Here is a 24727-nt window from a genome sequence, read left to right on the forward strand (position 1 = left end):
GGCGCCAACTTCTTATTTTTGTCTAAAGAAATCTGTGAAAGCATGATACATTTCCATACCCTGATAAAAGAACAGGCTGGAAGCTGTTAATGAAAATAACCCAATCATTAAAAATCTAATCCACATTATGTCTTCCTCCTTTAATTGTTTTGTTGGACAATTAAGGAGCTTGAATGACATAATTCGCCTCGTAGAAAATTGGAGTATAAAATATCTTTCTCCTGCGGGCAATGTGCAGAGCACTATATACAAAAAGGATAACTGTCAGAATTGTAATGGATAAAGAGATGATATCCAACGTGAAGATATGCTTTTTGGGATCATCTTTTAATAGGAAGCTCTCGGTAAAGTCCGAAACTGTTACCGCTTTGCTTTGGTCCATTGGAATGTCATTATAATGGACACCAGGATATTGGGTAATGAGAAAGGATAAAAACACAGACAGCAGTAAAAGTGGCATTACCTGGCGTTTCCTCATTCCCTCACCCCTTTTCAAGATTATAACTATCATCATAACCACTATTTATAGATTAGTAAACTAAAAGATTTTGACAGGATTCGTAAATATTCTATGTATATATTGTAAAAATAGCTGGGACAAATGATACAGGGGAACAAAGGCTTTTTGGCTGCAAGTCTAGATTACAGGTGAAAGAATAACCAAATCCTTACAAAAGACCTGATAAAATAGGCAGAGGTATTGTCATTCTCCTTTACACATCTTCATATTGCTTTAAAAAATGCCTCTTATAATCAAATGTGAATCCAGATTGAATTAAGAGGTGAAGAAAATGAACAATGAGAGATCGATTGATGATTTAATCAGAAAGTTTAATGAAGAAAATCTGAAGAGGGACATTGACCGCCGGAGCTTTCTATCTGGCGCAGGGAAAATAGCAGGTTTTTCGCTGGCGCTGGCTATGGCGCAATCATTAGGGGTGGGTAATCTAAAGGTTGATGCTGCTCCTAAGTTCAGCAAATACCCTTTTACGCTCGGTGTCGCATCAGGAGATCCTCTTTCTGACAGTGTGGTTTTATGGACAAGACTAGCGCCCGATCCACTTAATGGAGGCGGGATGCCAAATCATGCTGTACCGGTCAAATGGGAACTTGCTGCAGATGAACACTTCCAAAAAGTTGTTAAACACGGGACTGAAATTGCAGTGCCGGAATTGGCGCATTCTGTGCATGTGGAGGCAGAAGGCTTAATGCCAAACACTGTTTATTATTATCGTTTTAAAAGCGGCAATGAGCTTAGCACAATCGGCAAAACAAAGACACTTCCGCCTGCGGGTGCCAAAGTATCAGGGTTATCATTTGCATTTGCTTCATGTCAGCAGTATGAACATGGATTTTTTACAGCCTATCAGCATATGGCAAAGGAAAATTTGGATTTTGTCATTCACCTTGGCGACTACATATATGAATATGGACCAAATGAATATATTTCACCAACAGGAAATGTCCGCCATCATAGCGGACCGGAAATTATCTCTCTAGAAGATTATCGGAATCGACATGCTCAGTATAAATCTGATCAGCATCTTAGAGAAGCTCATGCTGCTTTCCCTTGGGTGGTCACTTGGGATGACCACGAAGTGGAAAATAACTATGCAGGAGGGATTCCGGAAAAAGGTCAGTCGGCTGAAGCATTTATTAGACGCAGGGCAGCAGCTTATCAGGCATACTATGAGCACATGCCACTCCGGTTATCTTCCATGCCAAATGGTGATGGTATGCAGTTGTATAGGGAGTTCAGCTATGGCAGCCTGGCGTCATTCCTTGTGCTTGATTCCCGGCAATATCGGGATGACCAGGCAAATGGTGATGGCAGCAAGCCGCATACACCGGAGTCGCTTGATCCAGCCCGGACTCTCCTTGGCAAGGAGCAGGAACAGTGGGTTGAAAGCAATCTTAGTACCTCCAATGCTCATTGGAATGTGCTTGCACAGCAGGTGTTTTTTGCCCAGAGGAACTTCGGGACAAGTGCTTCGCCGAAGTTCAGCATGGATGCATGGGATGGATATCCCGCTGCCAGGGAGCGCCTGGCTGATTTCGCAGCTTCAAACAATATCGAAAATCTGATCGTCCTGACTGGAGATGTTCATGCAAGCTGGGCTTCCAATATTCTAACAGACTATGATGATCCAAATGCAAAGCTGATTGGGGCCGAATTTGTCGGAACCTCTATCACATCAGGAGGGAACGGATCAGATGTGAGAGCAGATACGGAAAAGACGCTTGCAGAGAATCCGCATATTAAGTTTTTTAATAATTATAGAGGCTATGTCCGCTGCCGGGTAACACCAGAGCAATGGCGTGCGGATTATCGGGTTCTTCCATTCGTAACAGAGCCAGGAGCGGATATTTCAACAAGAGCATCATTTGTTTTTGAAAAAGATCAGGCTGGATTGAAGCAGGTTTCGGCTTCTGCTGTCCCTCAGGGAGTTCGAATATCTGCCGAGGTTGAGGAAGACCGTCATCGTGCCCATAACCGGGCACATGAAAAGCAGCTTAAGAAAAAGCGCGAAAAGGTATTACATTAATAGGACGGTGAGAAGATGATTTCTAACATTGGCATTCCAGGCTTAATTCTTGTTCTTGTCATTGCCTTGATCATATTTGGGCCATCAAAGCTTCCCGAAATTGGGAGGGCGTTTGGGCGGACATTAACTGAGTTTAAAAGCGCGGCAAAAGACTTAGTGTCAGATGAGGGAATGAAAGAAGAGAAAAAGCCGGCACTTTCAGCTCTGAAAAGAGAAAAGTAGGGAATAAAAATACAGGCGCAAATTAGCCTGTATTTTTATGTGTATTAATATGTGAATAATTTCACATAATGTTCATTTTTGAATAATCCATAACAACAAGAAGTATATTATATTAATACTGTACTAATATTGTTTAAATAATTTTAAATGCCACCAAGGAGGCATAACAAACCATGAAAAAAATATTTCAGTTATTATTAATAATAGGCTTAGTCATGACGCCTTTTTTTACAAGCGCTCATGTGAAATGGTTCACGAATGTGGCGCCTCAAAAGGAAACCATTGAAAATATAATATCACCTTTATTCATGGGACTGGCCCTGGCTGCTGCGATTGTCCTTGCGCTATTGACATTGATTATCCCAAAGACTTCACAATGGGCTAAAGTCAAAAAGCTTGATGACTGGCTCTCAGGATTCCGCAAATACAGCAGATATATCCTGAAGTATGGAACTGCTGCGGCGTTAATAATCCAGGTAACGAACGGAACATTGTTTGCGCCTGAATTTCATTTAACCAGCACGATTGCTATGATATTAACGTGGGCTGCGATTGGCTTTCTGCTAATTCCTCATCATATTTCAACAAAGGCCGGGGCCGTTATTTTACTGGGGCTGTTTGTGTACGTTACCATGCAGAATGGCATTTTCCATATGCTTGATTATGGATATTATGTTGCCATTATTGGAGTCCTGATGGTCGGCAGCACGAAGCTCGAGAAGGTTGGATTTCCATTCTTATATTTGGGCACAGGTTTATCTTTATGCTGGGTGGCTGTCGAAAAATGGGTATATCCAAGCATGTCACTGGATATTGTGGCCAATCATGGAGTCCCTACATTCGGATTTGCACCTGCTGCATTCGTTGTTATAGCTGCATTCATTGAATTTGTGGTCGGTTACCTTCTTGTAGTAGGGATTCTTAACCGTGTAGTTGGCTTCGTCGTGACAGTTATTTTCATCACTACCACAATGCTGTTTGGCATGACAGAAGTGATCGGGCATTTTATGATCCATATTGTGCTGATTATTTTCATCATTGAAGGGGTGTCTTTCTATAACCCGCCGATCAAGCTGCACAAAACTAAGGCGGATCAATTTGTGTTTGTATTCCTGAACTTTATTTTCGTCCTTTCGACATTCACTTTAATTTATTACCGATTTGCATAAGCATTGACATTTTGAATAAAATAGAATATGCTTAATTTAAATAGTTGAATAGTTTCTCCTAAAGGGGAGTAGCTTTTACAGCAGAGTCGTCATTTCGGAGTTAAGAGCTCCCGGCTTTGTTGGCAACCTTAACGTTGTTAGCAAGACCTTTGCCTGTTTCGGGTAAAGGTCTTTTTGTTTTTTAAAACCTTTACCGCTTGCTGGTAGAGGTTTTTTTATTGCCTGATATAGCTTGGCAATGGAAATCCTCAATCGACATAACTGCAGGGAAACAGTGCGAAGCTTTCAATACTTAAAAAACAAAGGAAAGGAGTTCAGGATGAAAAAAGCTAAAGTATCATTTGCAGAATTAATTAAGAAAAACAAGGAAGAGATGCTGAGAGATCAAGAGTTGCTGGCTAAAATTGAAAAGCGTTTAGACGAAAAATACACAAAGGTTAAATAAGGGAGGGTGTTTAGATGGAATTATCATTAATACTTGAGTACGGATGGGTGCTGCTGCTGCTTGTGGCGCTGGAGGGTTTATTGGCTGCTGATAACGCGCTGGTGCTGGCGATTATGGTAAAGCATCTTCCGGAGGAGCAGAGGAAGAAGGCTTTATTCTACGGGTTGGCTGGAGCGTTTGTTTTCCGCTTTGGATCGTTATTTGCAATTTCTTATTTAGTTGACGTATGGCAGGTTCAAGCGATCGGAGCACTGTATCTTCTGTTCATCGCGGCCAATCATATATTAAGAAAGTTTCTTGTGAAAAAAGGCGAGGCAGAAGCAGAGATTACAAAATCAAAAAAGCAATCAGGCTTTTGGCTTACGGTTTTTAAAGTAGAGCTTGCTGATATTGCTTTCGCTGTAGACTCTATTCTGGCAGCAGTCGCCCTGGCTGTGGCTCTTCCGGATTCAGGACTTGGCCATGTAGGCGGACTTGACGGCGGAAAGTTCTTTGTCATCTTTGCAGGCGGTATGATCGGATTGATCATTATGCGTTTTGCTGCTAACTTATTTGTGGATCTGCTTCACAGGAGACCTGGACTTGAGGTTGCAGCATTTGGTATTGTCGGCTGGGTTGGTGTCAAACTGGCTGTCTACACAATGTCCCATCCGGCGCTGGCGATCCTGCCTGAAGGATTTGCCAAGTCGACGGAATGGAAAGCTACTTTCTACGTAGTCTTAATTGGAATAGCATTAGCTGGATGGTTTCTTTCCAAGGAAGTACAGGAAGTGCCAGCAGAGGAAAAAGCAAGCTGATCAAGCAGGGCGGAGGTTATCCGCCCTGTTTTTTTAATGAGCACTTTCAATCAAACGTTTGATTGAATACCCATGAGCCCGGAGCCAGCTTGCCATTCTTCTTTCAGGATGCTCATTTCTATTAAGCTCCAATAATCATTTTTAACTTTATTGGTCTGCCTGAGAAGCCCTTCTTTTTGGAAACCTGCCTGTTCGTAAATCTTAATAGCAGGCAGATTAAAATCGAAAACCCCGAGACTGACTCTATTTAATTTCAGCTCCTGGAAGGCTAAGTTCAGGATTTGATGAATCATTTCTGAAGCATACCCTTTCCCCCGTGCTGCAGGGCAGATGAAAACTTTGCCAATCCTCGCAGTTTCGTTGACACGGTCTACTCTGCCTAGGGAAATATGACCGACAATTTCATCGTTTGCCATAACTTTGAATATATAATCCGAGCTGGTATCCAGATTCGCAGAGCGTATATACTTAGCAAGCTGCACATGATCAAGCGGGAATTCGAAATGAGCACCGCTCCACTGAATCATTAATTCCGGTGTGCTGATCCAGCTGATGAGCAAATCGAAGTCTTCTTCTGTAAAAGGTTCTAATATTACCATGGGAATCTCCTTATATTTATCATCTAATTGTGCTTTTTTTATCTATTTTACAGAGTTCAGGAAAAATCCTTCTAAGCTATGCGTGAAATAAAAGTAATGAGTACATATTAATTTAAAGAACCATAAGAAAGGAGCAAATAAATTGTCTAGAAAAGATGAGCAAAATAAGAAACAGACACAGGGCCCAAAAGAAGAAAGGGAGCTTGTCAATGAGTTTGGAAAATATAAAGGGGATCAGCCGGTTCCGCAGCCTAAGGATTATGATGAGATAGAGTATTAGAAAAAGCAGGATAATCCCTGCTTTTTTAAATCTAAGCCTCTGGCCTTAGATTATTTTAATGCTGAGGGAGCTTAATCCTTCTTGTATTTCTTTTTAAACTATAGGTAAGAAAAGCAAGAAGGGGAAAATGTATGAATGAAAAATTTGAAGTTAGTTTGCATGGTCTTATCATTTTAATATCACTTTCTATGTTGTTTAATTTTTTTCCGACACTTTTGCCTGCTTACAAATGGGTTTTTATTACAGGTATGGCTGCTATATTAGTGATGGATGTTTACTTTATTTCAGCAGGCAGGTTATCCCGATTGAAATACAGCAGACTGGCACTGATTTATATGTTCAGTCTGCTGTTAATCGTTTTTATTGCCTTTTATGTAACAAAAATACTCGTTATGACTGATGCCTATGGGCTAGAGAGTATACTGAGGGAATATGAAGCGGAGGGAAAGCTCATCTTTTTCCTGATTTGCTTTTTACAGCCCATCCTTTTGCCGCTTCCTGAAGCCGTCACACTGCCTGCAGGAAGTGCCGTTTTCGGTCCTGCTGCCGCTGCCTTTCTTGGATTCACAGGTACACTTTTGGGGATTATTGTTATGTTCTGGACTGCAAGGATAGGGGGATTAAAGCTTGTATCGAGGTTTATAAAGGCGCGGCATCTGGACAAATACCAAAAATACATGGAGAGAAATGAAAACACCATACTAGTACTGCTGTTTGTTATTCCGATATTGCCGGATGAGATCATTTGTGTTGGAGCAGGAATGGGTGGTGTTTCATTTAAGAAGTTCCTGGGAATTGCGTCCGTATCCAAAATAGCAACTTCCTTGCTCCTGGCTTACTCTCTTTCATTCGCCAATGCACTATCTTTATCTGGCTTACAGTTTTTACTGGTTGTTTCAATGGTGATAGGAGTATTTTACAGTGTTTTTCACTTTTATAAAAGAAGAAAAGAAGCTATTAGGATTTTCCGTAAGCTTTAAATGGTTCCTCCTATCGCTGTCAGCGAAACTACTCAGGCAACGATAGGATTAATCACTCTAAATAGATGCAAAAATTCCCGATGCTTTGGCAACAACCTGATTCTGATCGTTATAAATCAGGCAATCTGTGTGGCTGAGTGTCCGTCCTCTTTTCACAAGGTGAGCATCGGCAACTAGATATTCCCCTGTCGCCCCCTTTAAGAAACTGACCTTCAAGTCAGCGGTCACCACGGACTGCTTCTGATTTTCATCCGGCTCGAAAATATTCCCCATTGCTACATCCGCAAGAGTGGAAATGATCCCTCCATGCACCAGTCCCGCGCTGTTAATAAAGAGCGGCTGGATGGGCAAAGTGACTTTCATTTTGCTCTCACTGATTCTTTCGTAATGTAATTTCAGAAATTCATCAAAAGGCTGTTTGATTAGCATTTGCTACACTCCAATTTCTTTAAGTTAGGCTGTTTTCGCAAAGTTTGTTGCTTTATATATTTAATTTGCTGAGTTGATTGGAGCGAAAGGTGCGAGATCCTCGAAAATGCATTCGCATTTTCTTCGTGCGGTGTTTACTCAATGGAAACTTGCGGGAGTAGCGTGACAGGTGAGACCCCCCAGACGCGCAGTGTTGAGGAGGCTCACCGCCCGCCCCGCTGTTCGCTGAGCATCCTGGAGCGAAAATCAACGGACAACATTGATAGGCGAAAAAACTATTTTTACGAAAAGAGCCTTAAGTTAACATGGTTATTCCCGATTTTTTGTGAAATCCCTGCTAATTTGCAGAGAAAAGGCTCCAAAATTGTTACATAGTTTCTTAAAATCTAAAAAAGTGATATTATTTTCAATAAATTCAAAAAAAGGCGGGCTGGATGATGGCAAAAGTAGAGAATATTAGTTTCGCAGAAAACTTTCCTATTTCATTTAAGGAACTGGAAGAAGAAGCAGAGAAAGTAATGGGAGCAGGTGGATTTGGCTATGTTCAATCAGGAGCCGGCGGGGAAGAAACGCTGAAAAAGAATATCGAATCCTTTGCAAAATACTCAATAGTACCGAGGATGCTGAGAGATGTTTCAGTGCCTGATATAAGTGTGAAATTATGTGGAAAAACATATCCTTACCCGGTTTTCCTGGCACCAATTGGGATGCAGCGGCTTGAACATAATGAGGGAGAGCTGGCGTCTGCACGGGCAGCAGCTTCGTTTGGAGTTCCTTTTATCCAGAGCACAGTATCCAGTTATTCCATTGAAGAAATCGCAAAGGCAACAGGCTCGAGTCCAAAATGGTTCCAATTATATTGGTCCAATTATGAAGAAGCATCTTTCAGTATGGTTCGCCGTGCGGAAGAAGCGGGGTATGAGGCAATTGTGTTAACGGTTGATACGGTGATGATGGGATGGAGGGAAGCCGATTTAAGAAACAATTTTTCCCCGTTAAAGCTTGGCTATGGTAAAGCAAACTATGAAAGCGATCCCTTCTTTATGGCTTCTCTCCAGGACGGTGATGTCGTACAGGGAATCCTTGATAATATTCATCATCCAACATTAAGCTGGGAACATATTGCCAGATTAAAAGAGAAAACCAGCCTGCCCATTTTATTAAAGGGCATTCTCCACCCTGAGGATGCCAGGCTGGCCGTTGAAAGAGGGATAGACGGTATCATTGTCTCCAACCATGGCGGCAGACAGCTTGATGGAGTGATTGCGGCGATTGATGCGCTTGAACCGATTGCGAAGGAAGTTAAAGGAAGGATTCCAGTATTGTTTGACAGCGGCATTCGCCGAGGCTCAGATGTGGTTAAAGCTCTGGCACTGGGAGCTGACGCCGTTTGTCTGGGGCGGCCGTATGTGTACGGCTTGGCCATTGGCGGGCAGGAAGGAGTTGAAAAAGTGCTTGCCAACTTTATAGAAGAAACAAAAGTGTCTCTGTCTCTTGCGGGGGTGGGGAATTTAAAGGATATTGCTGGTCTGCGGTTAATTCGATAAAACCTTCTTAAAAAAATTCTGGGTTGTTGACAGTTGAGACTGTGTTTAATAGTATACCTATAGGGGTACATTATTAATATGCCATTACTAAAGGAGATGCAGTTATGTTCGATTACACAGCTGAAACCGAAAAATCAATTGAAGAAGCGATATCCTCACTGGAAGGAAGTCTGAAGGACGAAAAGTTCGGAGTTCTATGGCAGTTTAATGTTCAGGAGAAGCTGCAGGAAAAAGGCTTGGAATATAACGAGGCATTCCATGTGTTAGAGGTATGTAATCCGAATGAAGCACATCGCGTTTTAACACAGAATAAAATGGCCGGCTACTTCCTGCCTTGTAAAATTGTCGTCTATGAAGACAAGGGCAAAACGAAAATTGGGATGCCTAAGCCGACAAGTATGATTGAGCTAATCAATGACGAATCTGTTCAAAGCTTCGCAGCAGAAATTGAAGAGCGCTTAATCCAGTGCATCAAGAGAAGTATATAAGTTAAAAGTTTGATGACAGTGCCGGAATAATTTGTTAAGCTTGAAATAGCTTATCAAATTAAATATCTATGTAACTACTAGGGGTGCCCCGAATGTGCGGGCTGAGAGGAAAGCGCTTATAGCTTTCCGACTCTTATGGACCTGATCTGGTTAATGCCAGCGGAGGGAAGTAGGATTTGACAATATGTCGATTCATATACTTAAACCAAGCCGGGTCCTTTGTGGGGATCTGGCTTTTTTGTATACATACTTCTCATCGAGATAAGCAATCAGGCTGCCCTTTTAGAAAGGAGGTTTAGATGAACAGAACCCGATTGTTGACTACGATGGCACTATTTACGGCGATTGGGACACTGGGATCCCATTTGCTCTGGTTTCCGGCAGGTATAGCCAAGGCCTATCCGGTTCAGCATGCGGTAAATGTATTGGCCGCGGTGACTCTTGGACCACTGCCGGCAGCAGCCATTGCTTTTATGATTGCTTTGCTGCGTAATATGCTTGGATTCGGGACGCTGCTTGCGTTTCCAGGCGGCATGATCGGTGCGTTTTTGGCTGGTGTCCTTTATTTGAAATTCGGCCGGAAAATATGGGCTGCCGCTGGCGAGGTTTTGGGCACCGGTATAATCGGAGCATTGTTTGCTGTTCCGTATGCAAAATTTCTCATGGGCAGTGAAGCTGGTGCATTCTTCTTTGTGCCGCCGTTTCTGGTCAGCAGCATTGCCGGTGCGGCGATAGGCTTGTTGGTGTTAGCGAAGGTTAAAGAGAAGAATTTGGTTCAGAATATGTGATGATTTTGGGCTGGAGAAGTAAGATTGGTTAGCAGAGTAAGGGAGAGCAGCATAGCAATCTGACTTTATGAGCGATTTTCAAGAGTTATGGGCGAAATCCAAAATGTATGAGCGAAAAACGTCAAGTTAGACAATCGATAAAAAAACAATTAAAAATGTTAGAAAACTGCTAGGGGCGCTACGGCTGAGATAAGGAGCTTTTCCTTGGTCCCTTGGAACCTGATCTGGATAATGCCAGCGCAGGGAAGCAGTGAGGACCTCATTATATATCCTCATGCTTTTTCCCCGGCAGCTTCTGTATTTAATTAAGGAGGCTATTTTTTATGACTTTTTCAGAAATTCTGCGCAAGGAAAATGAAGATTTGTTTCAGCTGATATTTGAACATCCATTTGTTCAGGGGATCGGGAGAGGGGATGTGCCGAAAGAGGCGCTTGCTCATTACATTAAAGCGGACTTTGAGTATTTGAATGCGTTCATGCATATTTACGGAATTGCGATTTCAAAGTCAGCTGAACGTAAGGATATTGCATACTTTAACCAGCAAATAGAATTTGTATTGAACAGCGAAGTACACCCCCACCATAATTTTTGCCAGCAGATTGGGGTGGATTACGAAGCATTGCAGGGATATCCGCTTCCGCCGACAGCCGATCATTATGTAAAGCATATGATGTATCATGCCCATACAGGCGGCATGGGTGAAATACTCGCTGCATTATTGCCTTGCCCATGGACTTATTGGGAAATTGGGCTTGAGCTCATGAAGCAATATGAGCCAGATGAGAACCATCCGTTTTATCCGTGGATTTCTTTTTATGCAAACCTTAGAGTCGAAGCTGTGACCATGAATATGAGAAACCGTTTGGATGAACTTGCTGAAGCGGCATCACCGGAAGAAAGGCAGCGAATGAAGGATGCTTTCCGAAAAAGCTGCCAGCTGGAGCTTGGTTTCTGGGAGATGGCTTATACCTGCGAAGAGTGGCCGGCGGGCAATCCGGCAGCAGTCAGATAGAAAAGCGTAAGCGACTCGCTCACCCTCGACACCTCGATGTGCAGGCTGCTTGCGCTAGAGAGTTATCGAAGTTCAAAATTTTATACTTTCTTATTTAATAAGAAAAACGCCTGCATCTGCTTTATGGCAGTGCAGGCGTTTTTTCAAAATCCCATCTGTAGTGAGCGGTAATGGGAGTCTTAAAAGAAGATAGTTTTACTTCTGCTGCAAATGGGGTGGAGTTATGTATTACGTATGGAATGCCATCTTTAGTCCGTTTGTCAGATATGAAAGCCACATGGTCGAATTTAGGAGAAAGGAAAACCACAATATCACCCGGCTGCCATTGCTGAAGGTTCTTAACATCTCCTGGAATCAGTTCTGTTGTTAATGACTTTGCGAACCGGCTAAAAAAGATATTCTGGTTTGGTACCCTTCTGAAATCAATGTTCGGATCAGGCTTGCCATGGACTCTTGAATACAAGTCCGTATTTTCGGCGATATCCTGATCAATAAGATCCTTTATGGTTACATCAGCCTCCTGGAAACCTCTCCAAATCACGTCTGTACAGACACCCTCGCCATCGGGCGGATAGCCTCCCGCATAGTAGGCACTTTTATATGGCGTGCGCTGTTCCACTTCTTTTCTGGCTGTCTGGACCATATCAAGCGGATCAGCAATGCCGTTTTGATTTGAATCGGCCTGTGAGTAATCAGAGGGCACCTCCAGTTTCTTTGCAAAAGGATTTCCGAAATGAATGCCGATGGAATCCAGAATGATTCCACCCCGAAAAAAAAGAATGAAAAATAACAGTACTCCAATTATTGAAGTAAATACCTTTTTAACCATAAGTACACCTCACCTATTTTACTGAATAGACGGTATTATTTCCCAATAAGTTACATGAAGGTATGATAAGATTGTTATAACCATTCATAAGAGAGGGGATATAATGGTTCATAAAATAGGGGTATCAGGAAGCGTCATTTTGTCAGACAGCAAGCTGTTTCATAAACTTTTTAAACGTCATTTGCCGCATATTGAGATAGGGGAATTTCAAGATGAGGAATCCTTTCAATGCTTTATTAAATTGCTGGGCAAAACAAACAAAAGCTTTGGTCTTCATTCGCCTCTTTTCCGGGGACAAAGCAAATACGATCTTCTGGAAAAGGTCAGTATGAATCCAGAGGAAGCCTGGATCCAGTTTGAGGCGGAAGTGGAAAGGATGTCCCGGCTTGGTGCTGAATACATATTGGTGCACTTTCCTTATTTTAAAAAGGAAGCAAGTGGGAATCCGGCAGAGATTATTGAGGAGGGACTCAAGAAACTCAGTGCTCTTCAGAAAAAATATGAGATTATGATCGTGTGTGAACCAAAATTAGGATTCAGGCAATCGCCGGCAGGAATCGATTATCTTGACAGTTTTCCAGTAGAGACATGGAAGAAATATGGCCTCAGCCTCTGTATTGATATCGGGGATTATATATTAGCCACGGACGACAAGGCCATAAATTATGCAGGAAAATGGGCTGAGTTTGTGAGAGTTGTTCATTTACATAATGTTGAATACCAGGACGATAAATATATCTGGGTCCCTGTGCATCCATCTCATGAGAATGATGGCCGTCATCATAAAATAAAGAAACTGATGGATTTTCTGGCAAAGGAATGTGAGGATGTGTTTTTTGTCATGGAATATACACCACACACGAACCCTTCGGAAAAAATGGCAGAAGAAGGAATTCAGTGGGCAAGAGAAGTCATTGAGGCCGGGTCTGTCAGGTAGGGGAGCAGGCCTCCCCACATTCCTTCTGCGTAAATTTATATAGGGAGTATGGGAAATTGCCTTGTTTGTATGCTAGTATATATGTGAAATTAATCACAATATAAGGGGAGGGAGTTTATTTCAATGCTGGGATTAAAAATAAAAACGGCCCTGCAGGCTTCCATTCTTTTTACCTTTGGATTTTGGCTTCTCTTTTTCTTTTCAGAAGGGGAACTGTTTTCTTTTTTCCTGATCGTGGTTTTTTTGTACTGTTTATTCGGAAATGTTATATACGGCATTCCGGTTTCATTGCTTTCAGAGTTTCTAACCAGAAATTTGGCAGTATGGCGATTCCCGGCATCTGCATTTTTTCACACCTTTTTAGCTGCTGTGACTTATTTTATTATGGAAGGGTTTGCTTATTATGCAGTAATTGCAGCGGTTCTTTTCTTTTTAGTTGACGAGTGGCGAAAGTGGGACCGTGAGATGCCAGGAGGGAGGAGAATTACCTTAAATACAGCCGGTTTTCTCATCGCTTGCCTGCTGCCGGCAGGGTTCTTTTGGATGCTGCAGCAGGCAGATCTGGAAGAAAAAACGCATGACCTTTATTTGATTCCAAAAGGGTATGCTGGTCAGGTGAGGATTGTTCATGAAATAGAGAATGCTCCTGCGCCTGAGACAGAAGGGGAGTATGATGTATTTCGGGTGAATGACAGGGGATATGCCATTACCTCTTTACCCCAGAGCGAAGGGTATATTGAAGACTTGTACTATTATGTGGATAACAAGGGAAAGCGTGAACCTATACCGGACAGCTGTATTTCACATGGCGGAGCAGGCGGTGTACAGGGAGATGGATATGACTATTCGTATACCTATTTTTCAATTGGCTGTGAGGAAGACATAGCTGATCAGGGCAATGGCCCAGGTATTGAGGATATTCTTTATGAAGAAGGATTGATCAATCAAACGTTTGATTGAAAATGTAAGACAGCCTGGAGATTCCAGGCTGTTTATATATTTTAATGACCTGAGGGTTTACTTGATAGTTGGAACGGCTCTCAAGGAATGAACAGTGTCCGGCGTTCTTCTGCCAGTGCTTTTAATTGAAATGAAGATGGCATAGTCCAATGGGCAAGTGATTTTTTCCAGATAAGAATCAATGTGTTTTCTTAGACTAAGTATAGCTTCTTCGTTTTTAAGCTGTTCAGTAATTTGCCTGTCGTAAATGACAGTCACCAAATTTTTTTCAAGCAAATAGTCCAAATTGATTTCCTCTTGTCCCGGAAGTGAGGTATGGACCAGAATCGGAAGTTTCTTTTGCAGTGCTTCACTAATTGTAACTCCGCCTGGTTTGGTCAAAATAGCATCCGCTTTATTATACAGCTGGTTCATTTCATTTGGGTTATCAATATATCCAATGGGCTCGATTTGCTTTGAATCAAGTGCTTTGAGTGAGCTATACAATTCCTCATTATTTCCGCAAAGGATCAGAAACCGAATATGCCGAACCTTTTGTATAGATTCGATAAAGTTACAGTTTACCAAGCCGCTGTTTCCTCCTGCAACCAGGATATGGCGTATCCGGTCATCTTTCTTAAATGGAACCGGGAGGTGATAGGCAGAATGAACCGGAATGCCCGTAACAAAAATATGATCATCCGGAATATGGTGTTTTTTAATAAGTTTTTCCTTTGCCTCATTATGAGGAACGAAATGAAAGTCAATTCCCCGTTTTCCCCATATATCATTTATAAAAAAATCCGTGTAAACATTCACCGCAGTAATGTCCCGGTATCGTCCCTTTTGCTTTAGTGAACTGATGATCCCGGATGGAAAAGAATGAGTGCAAAATATTAAATCAGGATTTTCTTCATCAAGGAACTTCTGCATTTTTCTTTCAAAATAATAGGATAGAACCTGTAAATCAGGCTGCAATTTAAAGGGATGCTGTTTATACATAATGGTGTAATATAAGGCCCTGTAAAGGAAAGGGGCCCCCAGGAATCCTTTTAAATATATGCCTGAGACCAGCTTTTCGAGCTTATCACTGCAATAGGAAAGAAAATCGATTATTTTGATTTCCGCATCAGGATATTGGCTTATAATATGGTCCTGAAGTGTTTTTGCAACTTTTGAGTGCCCCGTGGGGAATTGAAATAATGGGAGCAGGAGAACTTTCATAATAACCTCCTTTCTGTCACTTGAGTTTGTTTTTGGCATACTTAAAGAGCATGTAGATTACGAATACAGCTAATAATAAAACCCCGAGGTATGGCACGTATTCAGGATTAATATCAAAAAAGCTTCCTGCAAAGTATCCCGCAGCAATTATAGGGAGCACCCAGCTTAAGGAGCCTGCCGCAGAATATAGAAGATACTGATGAAAAGGAACTTGTGAAATGCCGGCAAGGTAAGGGTTAATCTGACGTATTCCCGGCATATAGAAACCGGCAAATATCATAAAACGGTGGTTTTCCATGTATTTTTTCTGTGCGGTATTCCATCTTTTTTCCGTGATGCCAATATATCTTCCATATTTTCTAAGAAAGGGAGTACCTGCTTTTTTACCGATCCAATAGGCTGAAAGCATTCCGAGCAGCACACCTGCTTCAGCGCAAACAGCAGATTCGGCAAAGCTTAATCTGTGATTTCCAATTAGCACGCCAATCAGGAATAGTAGCGATTCTTCCGGAGCGGGAATGCCAACAATCCCGAAAAATAAAAATAAAAAGATGATCCAATACCCGTATGACGAAATAAATTCTATAATTGTTTCAGTACTCATGTCCGATGCCCCTGATATTCTTCTTTTAAAGAAATAAACCGTATTCCTTTTAGTGCTGCCTGCTGCAAATACTCTTCCAGATGGCTAATCATATGTTCAGGTGCACTGGAGTCGGCGCCAAGAGTTTCACCGCTGTCGTGGAGAAGAAAAATACGGCCAGGCACGGTTTCTTTTGCCAGCGACTCGGAAAGGGTGTTCCTTATATGCTTGATCTTCCAATCTTTGAAAATCCCCGACCACATAATAATCTTATAATTCCTTGCGATCCAAAGTGTGAATAAATTGAAGTGGCCCCATGGCGGACGGTAGAAATAGACGTCTTCATTAATTGTTTCTTCAATAATTTGTTTTGTTTGCTCCAGCTGTTTTTTTAATGATCCCGGTGAAAGGATCCAGCTTGAGATATGCCGGTAATGATGGATGCCAATTGTATGCCCTTCCTCCTGCATTCTTTTAAGCAGCAATGGGTGCTGGGCTGCTTTTTCTCCGACAACAAAAAAGGCTGCCTTTGCTTCATGCTTTTTTAAGACATCCAGAAGTCTCGCAGTATACTGGGGATCAGGGCCATCATCAAAGGTTAAAGCAATGGAATTTGGTTCCGTTATACCTTTTACAATTCCCCAATTCAGAGATCGTATGAGCACAGTGGGCAGAACTGCGTAACTAATAAATATAATCAGTGCGGCGGTAATAAAATAAATCATGCAAACAAGATCCTTTCCAGCGGGTGAATCACTTATTTTCATTCCCTTTTAATAGTGAGGATAACCTTAATGTTCAGTGTGAATGTAAGGAAATTATTCCATTCATGATTTAAGGTGAGATGGTTTTATCATATAAAAAAATTGAAGGAAGTCAATGGAGATGATGAATATTAAAGAGGATAACCGGTACAATTCAATCAAACGTTTGATTGAAAGAATAAAACAGGCTGAATGCATCAGCCTGTTTTGAATGCATTTTAATCCATTGGCAATGTGTTATGAAGATTAGGAGGTGCAGGCTTAAGCATTGGCTTGTCACCTTCCGGCTTCGGATTGCTAACATATTTGTATTCTCCCTGGCCATCCAGAGCTGGGCCCTGTGCCCATCTGCCAGTGCTGCTTTCTTCGCCTGCTGATAGGTTGTAGAGTGTGTAAGCGATATCCGTGCGTTCATTTTCACGAGTGAAGGTGCTGGGGACAAGAAGGCCTTCTTTTTCTTCAAGCTCTGCAATTGCTGCAGCCCATTGGTTTTGGTGGTAGGCGTCTCTGGCAATCAGAACGGAAAGCAGATCTTTAATGCCCTTATCATCAGTCATTTCATAGAGGCGGGCAGCCTGCAGACGGCCCTGCGATTCTGCATTCAAGTTTGAACGGAAGTCTGCTAGTAAGTTCCCGCTGGCTGTAATATAAGTGCCCATCCAAGGGTTCCCAACACTGTCAGCCGGTCGTGCGCCAAGTCCGGAGACAATGGCATGCTGGGGATTCATTCCACCCATGATCGCGCCAACGACTGGATCCTTAGCTGCTTCTTCCTGCTGATTAATTGGGGCATTATCCATCAGTCTGGCAACCATTGTCGCGAGCATTTCCACATGTCCAATTTCCTCAGTTCCAATATCGAGGAGAAGATCACGATATTTTTCATTACCGCGAGTGGCCCAGCCCTGAAACATGTATTGCATGGCAACGGTCATTTCACCATATTGGCCGCCAATCAGTTCTTGAAGCTTTTTCGCAAAAACGGGATCCGGACGTTCCGGCGTTGCTTCAAATTGCAATTCCTTTACATGAAAAAACATCTAAATTCCTCCAATTCTATTAAACTGTTAAATGATGAGACTCTATATATTTGCCCAGTAATACCAGAAAAAAACATAAATAATAAAAAATGACGTGCCTGCTGGCACGTCATTTCTTTAATAATAGATACATAAAATATGGAGCTCCGATAATCGCAACCATAATTCCGGCTGGAAGGCCGTCCGGATCTGCCAGGTTCCGGCCGAGCGTGTCGGCAAATAATAGAAGCCAGCCTCCTAAAAGAATAGCGATCGGAATGAAAAGCTGATTACGAGGTCCGACAAGCGCTTTAGCCATGTGCGGAGCAATTAAGCCGATAAAGGCAATCCCGCCGGTTACAGAAACAGCAGAAGCTGCCAATGCAACGGCTGTAAGCAGTAGGATGATCCGTTCTTTTTCAATGGATACCCCTATGCCGATGGCGACAGGCTCACTTAAGCTTAATAGATTCAAACGATTTGCCTTATATAAAGTGAATGGAATAAGCACCAGCAGCCAGGGGAGGAGTGCCCAGATGAAAGGCCAATCCGTTCCCCAGATATTCCCTGATAGCCATTTTGCTATGAAATCAACTTTCTCTCTTTCAGCTGAGGAAATCAGGACAATCATTACACCTGATAGCGCCATGGAAAACCCGACTCCGACAAGAACCATTTTTACTGGCTGAAGCCCCTCGTCTTTTTTATAGGAAAAAGCATAGATGAGGATAGCGGTAAGCAAAGCACCGAAAAATGCGCATAACGGCAGCATGTAGATGAAAGTGCCTGCTTCAATAGGGACGAACAGAAAGAAAACGGCGATCGCAACCCCTGCACCTGAATTTATGCCGATGATGCCTGGGTCCGCCAGGTCATTGCGTGTAATTCCCTGTAAAATCGCACCCGATAGTGCCAGTGCCATGCCGGCTAACACTGTGATAAATACCCTCGGCAGCCGTATGGAAAATAAGACAAATTCCTCTTTAAAAGTTCCCTGTCCCAGGATGGTCGGGATTAACCGGTCATATGAAAGGGAGGCATAGCCTAATCCCATTCCTATAACAATGGTAACAATAATAAGTACTGATAAAACGGCCATTAAAATTCGCTGTTTTTTAACTAATTCCGGCTGAATCATGAGAACACCTTACCCCCTTTATGAACAATGAACAGGAAGAAAGGCAGCCCCATTACGGCAATAATGGCCGCAACAGGAGTTTCGTAAGGAGCATTGATAGTTCTCCCGAGTGTATCGGCAAGTAGCATAAATGACGCTCCTGTGAGAGCTGACATGGGAAGAATAAAACGATAATCTGTTCCGACTAAAGCACGGACGATATGAGGCACCATCAATCCGATAAATGCCATATTGCCGACCAGTGCAACAGCTGCCCCTGCAAGCAGGGTGACTAAGATAAACAGGATGACTTTAATCTGAGTTGTATTTTGTCCCAAGCCTACAGCCACTTCTTCATTTAAGCTTAGTATCGTAAGCTGCTTGGAAAGAAAAAGGGATACGAGTATGCCTGCTGAGATAACCGGGACAATTATTTGCAGCTGGGTCCAGGATGTGCCGACGAGCCCGCCTGCTGTCCACAGGCTGACATCTTTTGAAATCTTAAAATAGATGCCAGTCCCTTCAGCTATTGCAAAAAGGAAGGCAGAAACCGCGGCTCCGGCCAAAACGATTCGAATCGGAGAAAAGCCTCCTTTTTTCATGGCGCCAATGCCGAAAACCATCCCTGCACCGATAGCCGCACCGATGAAACAGGCGACCAGAATTCCAATGTAGTTTGCTGAAGGGATAAGAACAAGCGTTATGGCAAGTGCAGCATTTGCTCCGGCCGTCAATCCGAGAAGGCCTGGATCAGCAAGAGGGTTTCTTGTCATTCCCTGCATGATGGCGCCAGAGATGCTAAGTGCTGCTCCGACAAAAATGGCCGCAATTTCTCGGGGCAGACGTATTTCACGAATGATGGAGATTTTTTCTCCGGAAGCATTGGAGGTTAGTGCAAGCCAAACATCTCTGACCGTAACATCGGCTGCCCCAAACACACAGGCAGCTACAAACATGCCGGCAAAAAGGATGAAGCTTGCTGCAAGTTTATATATAAATGGAATGAAGGGTTGAGCTTCTTTAGTCATTGTACTTCCATCTTTCTTCGGGTTTATTTTGCCATTGGAGAACTGTCTTTTTAAATAGGAAAGAGGAATTCCTAAAAATTAAGAATCCCTCCTGCCGTATTAGTTGCCTAAAAATGATTCTTTAAAGAACTCCAGCTGCGCATCAAGTGTGATTGGATCACTGAAGGAAGCGCCATTGCCTTCCATTTCAAAGACACGATTATTTTTCACAGCAGGAATATTTTTGTACGTATCGGTTTCCTGGAATGAATGATCTGCATCAGAGTATTTGCTTATAACAATATAATCTCCTGCATATTCGGGAAGCACTTCAGCTGAAATGGCATAGTAGCCATCTTTTAAGGCCATTTCCTTAACCTTTTCAGGCATTTTTAAGTCCATTGCCTGATAGAGGATTTCAGTTCCGCGAGCCCAGTTATCGCCAAAAACATAAAGCTGTTTGTCGAAGATTTCAAATACAGAAACGGTTGCATCTTCGCCAATTTTTGCACGAATGTCTTCCCCGGCTGCTTCAGCGCGCTGTTTGAAGTCAGCTACCCATTTCTTTGCTTCTTCTTCTTTATTAAGCAGCTTGCCGATTTCCTCATGCTGAGAAAGGTAATCTAATTTACCCCATGTATACGTTACAGTTGGTGCAATTTCCTTAAGTTTATCGTAGTTTTTAACAGTAGATAAGGCAATAATCAAGTCTGGTTCCAGTTCAATTATTTTTTCAAGGTTATCTTCAGATACTTCTTCAGCATCCTTCAATTGTTCTTCAAAACGAGGATTATTTTTAGACCATGTATCCACTCCAACGATATTTACGCCTAATTGCATAACATTTCCTGTGAAGCCTGAAAGGAGGACAACTCTCTTAGGATCAGCTGGAACCTCAACCGGTCCAGTTTCAGATTCATAAGTGATCGTACCGGATTTTTCATCTTCCTTTGGTTCAGACGAGCTTGTATCTTTTTCTTCTGTATTGCCGCAGGCGCTAATTAGCAGAAGCAGCAAGATCGTAAATGGGATCAAAAGTTTCTTCATGTTGATTTTCTCCTTTTAGTAAATTATAAGTTATACACATTGGTTTGTTTGTGCGGGGATCGCGTCCAATGACTGCATCAATATTGAACACCTTCCTTAAAACATCCTGTGTAATGACTTCTTCATAGCTTCCTGATTTAACAATCTCACCATCTTTTAGAGCGACGATGTGGTCGGCAAAACGGGCTGCCTGGTTTAAATCATGGAGGACCATTACAATGGTGCGCTCCTGTTCCTCGTTCAGCTTTTGAAGAAGTTCGAGAACTTCGAGCTGATGTGCCATATCTAAATAGGTGGTTGGTTCATCAAGGAAAATGATATCGGTTTCCTGTGCAAGTGCCATGGCGATCCACACTCTCTGGCGCTGGCCGCCTGACAGAGCGTCAACAGGGCGGAATTTAAATTCTTTGGTGCCTGTCACTTCAAGAGCCCAGTCGATGACTTCATAATCCTTTTTCGTCAATCTTCCGAATCCCTTTTGATAAGGGAAGCGTCCGTATGAGACGAGCTCGCCTACTGTTAAACCGCTTGCACTTTCAGGTGTTTGAGGCAGGATTGCCATCTTCCTGGCAAGGATTTTCGTATTTTCCTTTGAAATGTTCTCCCCATCTAAAATGACAGTGCCTGATTGATGGGAAATGATCCTGGTAATGGCTTTTAAAAGGGTTGATTTCCCACAGCCGTTTGGTCCAATAATTGTTGTGATTTTCTTATCGGGAATCTGGACGCTGAGATCTTTTACAATTAGTCGTTCGCTATACCCAATGTTCAAGCCATCTGTATATAGACGGACCATTATGTAACCTCCGTTTATGTAAGAATAAATTTTAAATAAGTGATAATGATTATCAGTGTCGGTTCTATTTTACTATAAGTCTATCTGTTTTTTCTGTCAATAGAATATAAAGGAAAACATCTAAGAAAAAAATTTAATTGTAAAAGAAGAAGAAAGGACGTATAGTTGAAGTGAGAATGATAATCAATAATAATTGGTTATAGGAGTGAACGGGAATGAAGCAGATGGAGATCTATGATGTAACGGTTATTGGAGGAGGCCCGGCTGGACTTTACTCCACTTTTTACAGCGGTTTAAGAGAAATGAAAACGAAACTGATTGAATTTCAGCCGCAGCTGGGCGGAAAGATCCATGTGTATCCCGAGAAAATGATTTGGGATGTCGGCGGGTTGACTCCTACTCCGGGAGCAAAGCTGATTGAACAGCTGGTCGAGCAGGGGCTGACCTTTAATCCGACGGTTGTGCTAAATGAAAAGGTGGAATCCATCAGTAAGAATGAAGAAGGATTTTTTGTTTTGAAAGGGTCTTCAGGGGAAGAGCATTTTTCAAAAACAGTGATTGTGGCCGTTGGCAGCGGTATTCTAAAGCCGCAAAAGCTGAAAATTGAAGGCGCAGAGCGTTTTGAGGTCTCCAATTTAAATTACACAGTCAAGTCTCTTGCGCATTTCAAGGATAAAACGGTTATTGTGTCAGGAGGAGGCAACTCCGCAGTAGACTGGGCAAATGAATTGGAGCCTGTTGCCAAGCAGATATACATCACTTGCAGACGGGATGCGTTAACTGGCCATGAAGCTCAGGTTTCACAGCTGATGAATAGTTCGGTGATCTGCATTAACCATACGTCCATCACCAAATTAATTGCCGGCGTAAATCACGAGGAAATTGAACAGGTGGAATTGACCAATAATGAAACGGGAGAGGTTTCATATCTTGCCATCGATGAAGTGGTGATTAATCATGGATATGAGCAGGATACGGAACTCTTGAAAAATAGCAATCTGAATATTAAAATGCTCGAAGATTTCTATATTGCAGGCAACGCAAACAGCGAGACGTCAGTTGAAGGGCTATATGCTGCCGGCGATATTCTTAAGCATGACGGCAAGCTTCATTTAATTGCGGGAGCCTTCCAGGATGCTGCGAATGCAGTAAATAAAGCGAAGCAGTACATTGAACCTGATGCAGCCGGGGCAGCGATGGTTTCATCACATAATGATGTTTTTAAAAAGCGGAACCGGGAATTGGTGAAGCAGCTGGTTCGCTAGGGTCAAAAAACTTAAGCGCACATAAATTTTTTTATCCGCACAAACCGGGTTATGCGCACAGAAAAAACCTTATCCGCACATAAACCAAAAAAAAACGCCTGAAATTAAGGCAAAATAGCAGTAAAAAACCGGCCCACATGATGTGAGCCGGTTTTTTACGTACTGATCTCTTCTTTTATTTGTACTTCTGTCCGAATTTGCTTGAATTTAACAAAGAAAGCAGCTGTCATGACTAAGGATAGAATGCCAAAGATCACGACCATTATCTGAAGTCCAACGGCATCCAGCAGGAATCCTGTCAGCAGGAGCACAATTTGGAAAATAACACGATCGAGCATGTTTCGGAAGGAGAAGAATCTTCCGTGGAATTCCTTTGGCACCCTTGTTTGAAATATGGTGGCTGCAGTTGGAAAGAAACAGCCAACGGCAAATCCGAATACAAAGAAGGCCGCAATGGATAGAACAGGCACATCCGCAAAGTACAGAAGGAGCTGTGAGACGCCAATGACAAATGAGAAGAAAAATAAGATAGCATAAGGCGAACGCTTTTGGCTGATTTGCTTGACGATAAATGCGCCGAGCATGAAGCCGATTCCTTCGGCAGTATAAATTAACCCTTTAATGGACGAACTGTCCTGAAGCTCGCTGATGTTGATGACCATCAGGTTGAAACCGCCAAGAAACAGCAGTGGGACCAGCGTTAAAATCAGTGTCATGAATACAATGGGGAGGCCTTTAATAATTGGGAAAACCTCCTTGAATCCTCCGCTGTTTTTCGCAGACTCTTTTCCAGGGCCTGGCTGCTCCCTTTTTTCCTCGAAGTCCATAAACCAGGTTAATCCGAACAGAGCCAGGTAAGCGACCAGCGATCCGATATAAAGCATGGATAATGGCAGAATGACTAACAGAACACCAGCCAATGCTGTACCCAATATCCTCGAAAGGGTGGACACATTCATGTGTACACCATTCAGCTGCAGCAAATCTTTCTCGGCAACTACAAGAGGGATGGCTGCCTGCAGTGCAGGAAAGTAAAAGGCCGCTGACAATTGAATCATAACCAGGAACAGAACCATCCACCACACAGATCCCGTTTGAATAGCAATCAGCATAAAAATAACGCTGATGGCCCTGACAAAACCTGCTCCGAGCATTACAGTTTTTTTATTCAGCTGGTCTGTAATTCTGCCGGCAAAGGGGCCGACTGCAATTCCTGCCAGCAGACCGGATGCAAGAATAAGTGATTTCAGGAAATCAGAAGGAACCCTTTCCTGCATAAACTCGAGGTTTCCTATAATGCCAAGCCAAAGGCCCACCCCTGCTATAAATTCACCAGTTAAAAGAATCCACACATTTTTATTTTTCCACATATAACGGCCTCACAATTTCAGTAAAATTTCGTTAATCTAAAGATACTATAAACTTACAAAATAATGAATCTATTTTTTAAAACAGTTGAAAATGAAAATCGTTATCAATTATAATAACAAAAAAGAACTGAGGAGGAAATAGGCATGTTTATTCAATTAAAGACAATTATGGTTAAAGAGGGCCATGGGGAAAAAATGGTGGAGCGCTTTGCGGGAGAAGGAATCATCGAAGAGCAGCCCGGTTTTCTTGATTTAAATGTATTAAAGAAAAAACAGCGCAGTGGAGAGGAAGAAATTATTGTTATGATCCGCTGGGAATCTGAAGAGGCATGGAAGGCTTGGGAAACAAGCGATGTACATCTTGCTGGCCATCGTGCGAACCGCGGGAAGCCAAAGCCTGAATTTATTATCGAAAGCCGTCAGGATGTATATCATGTGCTGGAGCAAAAAAAATACAGAGAGCCTGCTGAAATCAAATAAAGCTGAAATGCCCATTCATTAGGGATTGTTGAATGGGCATTTCTATT

The 24727-nt window shown here is 42.5% G+C and carries 28 protein-coding genes and 2 riboswitches; of the genes, 15 read left to right on the forward strand and 13 right to left on the reverse strand.

Features of this window, described 5'->3' with window-relative positions; translation table 11 throughout:
• Nucleotides 1–160: 160 nt before the first annotated feature.
• Complete coding sequence (locus tag AC3WTL_RS19645) at nucleotides 161–478, reverse strand: hypothetical protein (protein WP_095245487.1); 318 nt, start codon at nucleotides 476–478, stop codon at nucleotides 161–163.
• Between the two features lie 313 nt (nucleotides 479–791).
• Between AC3WTL_RS19645 and phoD the strand changes: the two genes are divergently transcribed.
• The 5 genes from phoD (at nucleotide 792) to AC3WTL_RS19670 (ending at nucleotide 5179) form a co-directional block, all read left to right on the forward strand.
• Nucleotides 792–2546, forward strand: coding sequence for an alkaline phosphatase PhoD (phoD, locus tag AC3WTL_RS19650; protein WP_197249255.1), 1755 nt, complete (start codon nucleotides 792–794; stop codon nucleotides 2544–2546).
• 15 nt (nucleotides 2547–2561) lie between these two features.
• Nucleotides 2562–2768: a twin-arginine translocase TatA/TatE family subunit gene (locus tag AC3WTL_RS19655; protein WP_226620198.1), complete on the forward strand. Its 207-nt coding sequence runs from the start codon at nucleotides 2562–2564 to the stop codon at nucleotides 2766–2768.
• Nucleotides 2769–2941: 173 nt separating this feature from the next.
• Nucleotides 2942–3937 carry a hypothetical protein gene (locus tag AC3WTL_RS19660; protein WP_492369916.1) on the forward strand — a complete coding sequence of 332 codons (996 nt, stop codon included), beginning with the start codon at nucleotides 2942–2944 and terminating at the stop codon, nucleotides 3935–3937.
• A 319-nt stretch (nucleotides 3938–4256) separates the two neighbouring features.
• Entirely contained in the window at nucleotides 4257–4382 is a 126-nt protein-coding gene (locus AC3WTL_RS19665) for an FbpB family small basic protein (RefSeq protein ID WP_197249257.1), read from the forward strand.
• A gap of 14 nt (nucleotides 4383–4396) precedes the next feature.
• Nucleotides 4397–5179, forward strand: coding sequence for a TerC family protein (locus AC3WTL_RS19670; protein ID WP_197249258.1), 783 nt, complete (start codon nucleotides 4397–4399; stop codon nucleotides 5177–5179).
• A gap of 50 nt (nucleotides 5180–5229) precedes the next feature.
• On the opposite strand, the gene AC3WTL_RS19675 is transcribed toward AC3WTL_RS19670, so the two are convergent.
• Nucleotides 5230–5778 (reverse strand): GNAT family N-acetyltransferase, encoded by a 549-nt coding sequence (locus tag AC3WTL_RS19675; protein ID WP_197249259.1) that lies wholly within the window; start codon nucleotides 5776–5778, stop codon nucleotides 5230–5232.
• Nucleotides 5779–5920: 142 nt separating this feature from the next.
• Between AC3WTL_RS19675 and AC3WTL_RS19680 the strand changes: the two genes are divergently transcribed.
• Nucleotides 5921–6058, forward strand: coding sequence for a hypothetical protein (locus AC3WTL_RS19680; RefSeq protein ID WP_163144854.1), 138 nt, complete (start codon nucleotides 5921–5923; stop codon nucleotides 6056–6058).
• A 131-nt stretch (nucleotides 6059–6189) separates the two neighbouring features.
• On the forward strand, nucleotides 6190–7038 hold the full coding sequence (locus tag AC3WTL_RS19685; RefSeq protein WP_492369917.1) for a TVP38/TMEM64 family protein: 849 nt from the start codon (nucleotides 6190–6192) through the stop codon (nucleotides 7036–7038).
• Between the two features lie 57 nt (nucleotides 7039–7095).
• Here the strand turns inward: AC3WTL_RS19685 and AC3WTL_RS19690 are convergent, their stop codons facing one another.
• Nucleotides 7096–7467: a PaaI family thioesterase gene (locus AC3WTL_RS19690; protein ID WP_197249261.1), complete on the reverse strand. Its 372-nt coding sequence runs from the start codon at nucleotides 7465–7467 to the stop codon at nucleotides 7096–7098.
• A gap of 437 nt (nucleotides 7468–7904) precedes the next feature.
• Between AC3WTL_RS19690 and AC3WTL_RS19695 the strand changes: the two genes are divergently transcribed.
• The 4 genes from AC3WTL_RS19695 (at nucleotide 7905) to tenA (ending at nucleotide 11303) form a co-directional block, all read left to right on the forward strand.
• Nucleotides 7905–9014 carry an alpha-hydroxy-acid oxidizing protein gene (locus tag AC3WTL_RS19695; RefSeq protein WP_197249291.1) on the forward strand — a complete coding sequence of 370 codons (1110 nt, stop codon included), beginning with the start codon at nucleotides 7905–7907 and terminating at the stop codon, nucleotides 9012–9014.
• Nucleotides 9015–9118: 104 nt separating this feature from the next.
• Nucleotides 9119–9502, forward strand: coding sequence for a DUF302 domain-containing protein (locus AC3WTL_RS19700; RefSeq protein ID WP_197212553.1), 384 nt, complete (start codon nucleotides 9119–9121; stop codon nucleotides 9500–9502).
• Between the two features lie 69 nt (nucleotides 9503–9571).
• Nucleotides 9572–9687, forward strand: a riboswitch (TPP riboswitch).
• Between the two features lie 114 nt (nucleotides 9688–9801).
• The gene (thiW, locus tag AC3WTL_RS19705; protein ID WP_492369918.1) at nucleotides 9802–10290 is read left to right on the forward strand and encodes an energy coupling factor transporter S component ThiW; all 489 of its coding nucleotides are present in this window, start codon (nucleotides 9802–9804) and stop codon (nucleotides 10288–10290) included.
• 161 nt (nucleotides 10291–10451) lie between these two features.
• A riboswitch (TPP riboswitch) is annotated at nucleotides 10452–10553 on the forward strand.
• A gap of 60 nt (nucleotides 10554–10613) precedes the next feature.
• Nucleotides 10614–11303, forward strand: coding sequence for a thiaminase II (tenA, locus tag AC3WTL_RS19710; RefSeq protein ID WP_197212551.1), 690 nt, complete (start codon nucleotides 10614–10616; stop codon nucleotides 11301–11303).
• 121 nt (nucleotides 11304–11424) lie between these two features.
• Here tenA and AC3WTL_RS19715 read toward each other — a convergent pair whose 3' ends face one another.
• Nucleotides 11425–12132, reverse strand: a complete 708-nt coding sequence (locus AC3WTL_RS19715; protein ID WP_492369919.1) for a DUF1287 domain-containing protein — start codon at nucleotides 12130–12132, stop codon at nucleotides 11425–11427.
• Nucleotides 12133–12235: 103 nt separating this feature from the next.
• Between AC3WTL_RS19715 and AC3WTL_RS19720 the strand changes: the two genes are divergently transcribed.
• Both AC3WTL_RS19720 and AC3WTL_RS19725 read left to right on the forward strand, forming a co-directional pair.
• Nucleotides 12236–13069: a TIM barrel protein gene (locus AC3WTL_RS19720; RefSeq protein ID WP_197249265.1), complete on the forward strand. Its 834-nt coding sequence runs from the start codon at nucleotides 12236–12238 to the stop codon at nucleotides 13067–13069.
• Nucleotides 13070–13192: 123 nt separating this feature from the next.
• Nucleotides 13193–14029 carry a DUF6843 domain-containing protein gene (locus AC3WTL_RS19725; protein WP_197249266.1) on the forward strand — a complete coding sequence of 279 codons (837 nt, stop codon included), beginning with the start codon at nucleotides 13193–13195 and terminating at the stop codon, nucleotides 14027–14029.
• Between the two features lie 57 nt (nucleotides 14030–14086).
• On the opposite strand, the gene AC3WTL_RS19730 is transcribed toward AC3WTL_RS19725, so the two are convergent.
• The 8 genes from AC3WTL_RS19730 to AC3WTL_RS19765 all read right to left on the reverse strand — a co-directional run bounded on the left by AC3WTL_RS19730 (nucleotide 14087) and on the right by AC3WTL_RS19765 (nucleotide 21565).
• Nucleotides 14087–15232: an MGDG synthase family glycosyltransferase gene (locus AC3WTL_RS19730; protein WP_197249267.1), complete on the reverse strand. Its 1146-nt coding sequence runs from the start codon at nucleotides 15230–15232 to the stop codon at nucleotides 14087–14089.
• 16 nt (nucleotides 15233–15248) lie between these two features.
• Nucleotides 15249–15836: a DedA family protein gene (locus tag AC3WTL_RS19735; protein ID WP_197212545.1), complete on the reverse strand. Its 588-nt coding sequence runs from the start codon at nucleotides 15834–15836 to the stop codon at nucleotides 15249–15251.
• Nucleotides 15833–16540 carry a polysaccharide deacetylase family protein gene (locus tag AC3WTL_RS19740; RefSeq protein ID WP_492369920.1) on the reverse strand — a complete coding sequence of 236 codons (708 nt, stop codon included), beginning with the start codon at nucleotides 16538–16540 and terminating at the stop codon, nucleotides 15833–15835. The genes AC3WTL_RS19735 and AC3WTL_RS19740 overlap by 4 nt, the downstream gene beginning before the upstream one ends.
• Nucleotides 16541–16797: 257 nt before the next feature.
• Nucleotides 16798–17619, reverse strand: coding sequence for a manganese catalase (locus AC3WTL_RS19745; RefSeq protein ID WP_492369921.1), 822 nt, complete (start codon nucleotides 17617–17619; stop codon nucleotides 16798–16800).
• 109 nt (nucleotides 17620–17728) lie between these two features.
• Nucleotides 17729–18736: a FecCD family ABC transporter permease gene (locus tag AC3WTL_RS19750; protein ID WP_163144868.1), complete on the reverse strand. Its 1008-nt coding sequence runs from the start codon at nucleotides 18734–18736 to the stop codon at nucleotides 17729–17731.
• Nucleotides 18733–19743 carry a FecCD family ABC transporter permease gene (locus tag AC3WTL_RS19755; protein WP_197249270.1) on the reverse strand — a complete coding sequence of 337 codons (1011 nt, stop codon included), beginning with the start codon at nucleotides 19741–19743 and terminating at the stop codon, nucleotides 18733–18735. Before AC3WTL_RS19755 ends, AC3WTL_RS19750 begins: the two co-directional genes overlap by 4 nt.
• A 99-nt stretch (nucleotides 19744–19842) precedes the next feature.
• Nucleotides 19843–20769: an iron-hydroxamate ABC transporter substrate-binding protein gene (locus AC3WTL_RS19760; RefSeq protein ID WP_163144870.1), complete on the reverse strand. Its 927-nt coding sequence runs from the start codon at nucleotides 20767–20769 to the stop codon at nucleotides 19843–19845.
• Entirely contained in the window at nucleotides 20720–21565 is an 846-nt protein-coding gene (locus AC3WTL_RS19765) for an ABC transporter ATP-binding protein (RefSeq protein ID WP_095245508.1), read from the reverse strand. Before AC3WTL_RS19765 ends, AC3WTL_RS19760 begins: the two co-directional genes overlap by 50 nt.
• A gap of 215 nt (nucleotides 21566–21780) precedes the next feature.
• Here AC3WTL_RS19765 and AC3WTL_RS19770 point away from each other — a divergent pair, with 215 nt between their 5' ends.
• On the forward strand, nucleotides 21781–22830 hold the full coding sequence (locus tag AC3WTL_RS19770; RefSeq protein WP_163144872.1) for an NAD(P)/FAD-dependent oxidoreductase: 1050 nt from the start codon (nucleotides 21781–21783) through the stop codon (nucleotides 22828–22830).
• A 155-nt stretch (nucleotides 22831–22985) separates the two neighbouring features.
• On the opposite strand, the gene AC3WTL_RS19775 is transcribed toward AC3WTL_RS19770, so the two are convergent.
• Nucleotides 22986–24200, reverse strand: coding sequence for an MFS transporter (locus AC3WTL_RS19775; RefSeq protein WP_197249271.1), 1215 nt, complete (start codon nucleotides 24198–24200; stop codon nucleotides 22986–22988).
• Between the two features lie 144 nt (nucleotides 24201–24344).
• Here AC3WTL_RS19775 and AC3WTL_RS19780 point away from each other — a divergent pair, with 144 nt between their 5' ends.
• Nucleotides 24345–24680, forward strand: a complete 336-nt coding sequence (locus tag AC3WTL_RS19780; RefSeq protein ID WP_197249272.1) for an antibiotic biosynthesis monooxygenase family protein — start codon at nucleotides 24345–24347, stop codon at nucleotides 24678–24680.
• The last annotated feature ends 47 nt before the right edge of the window (nucleotides 24681–24727 follow it).

The organism is Cytobacillus sp. EB106-05-05-XG126 (genome assembly GCF_058791715.1).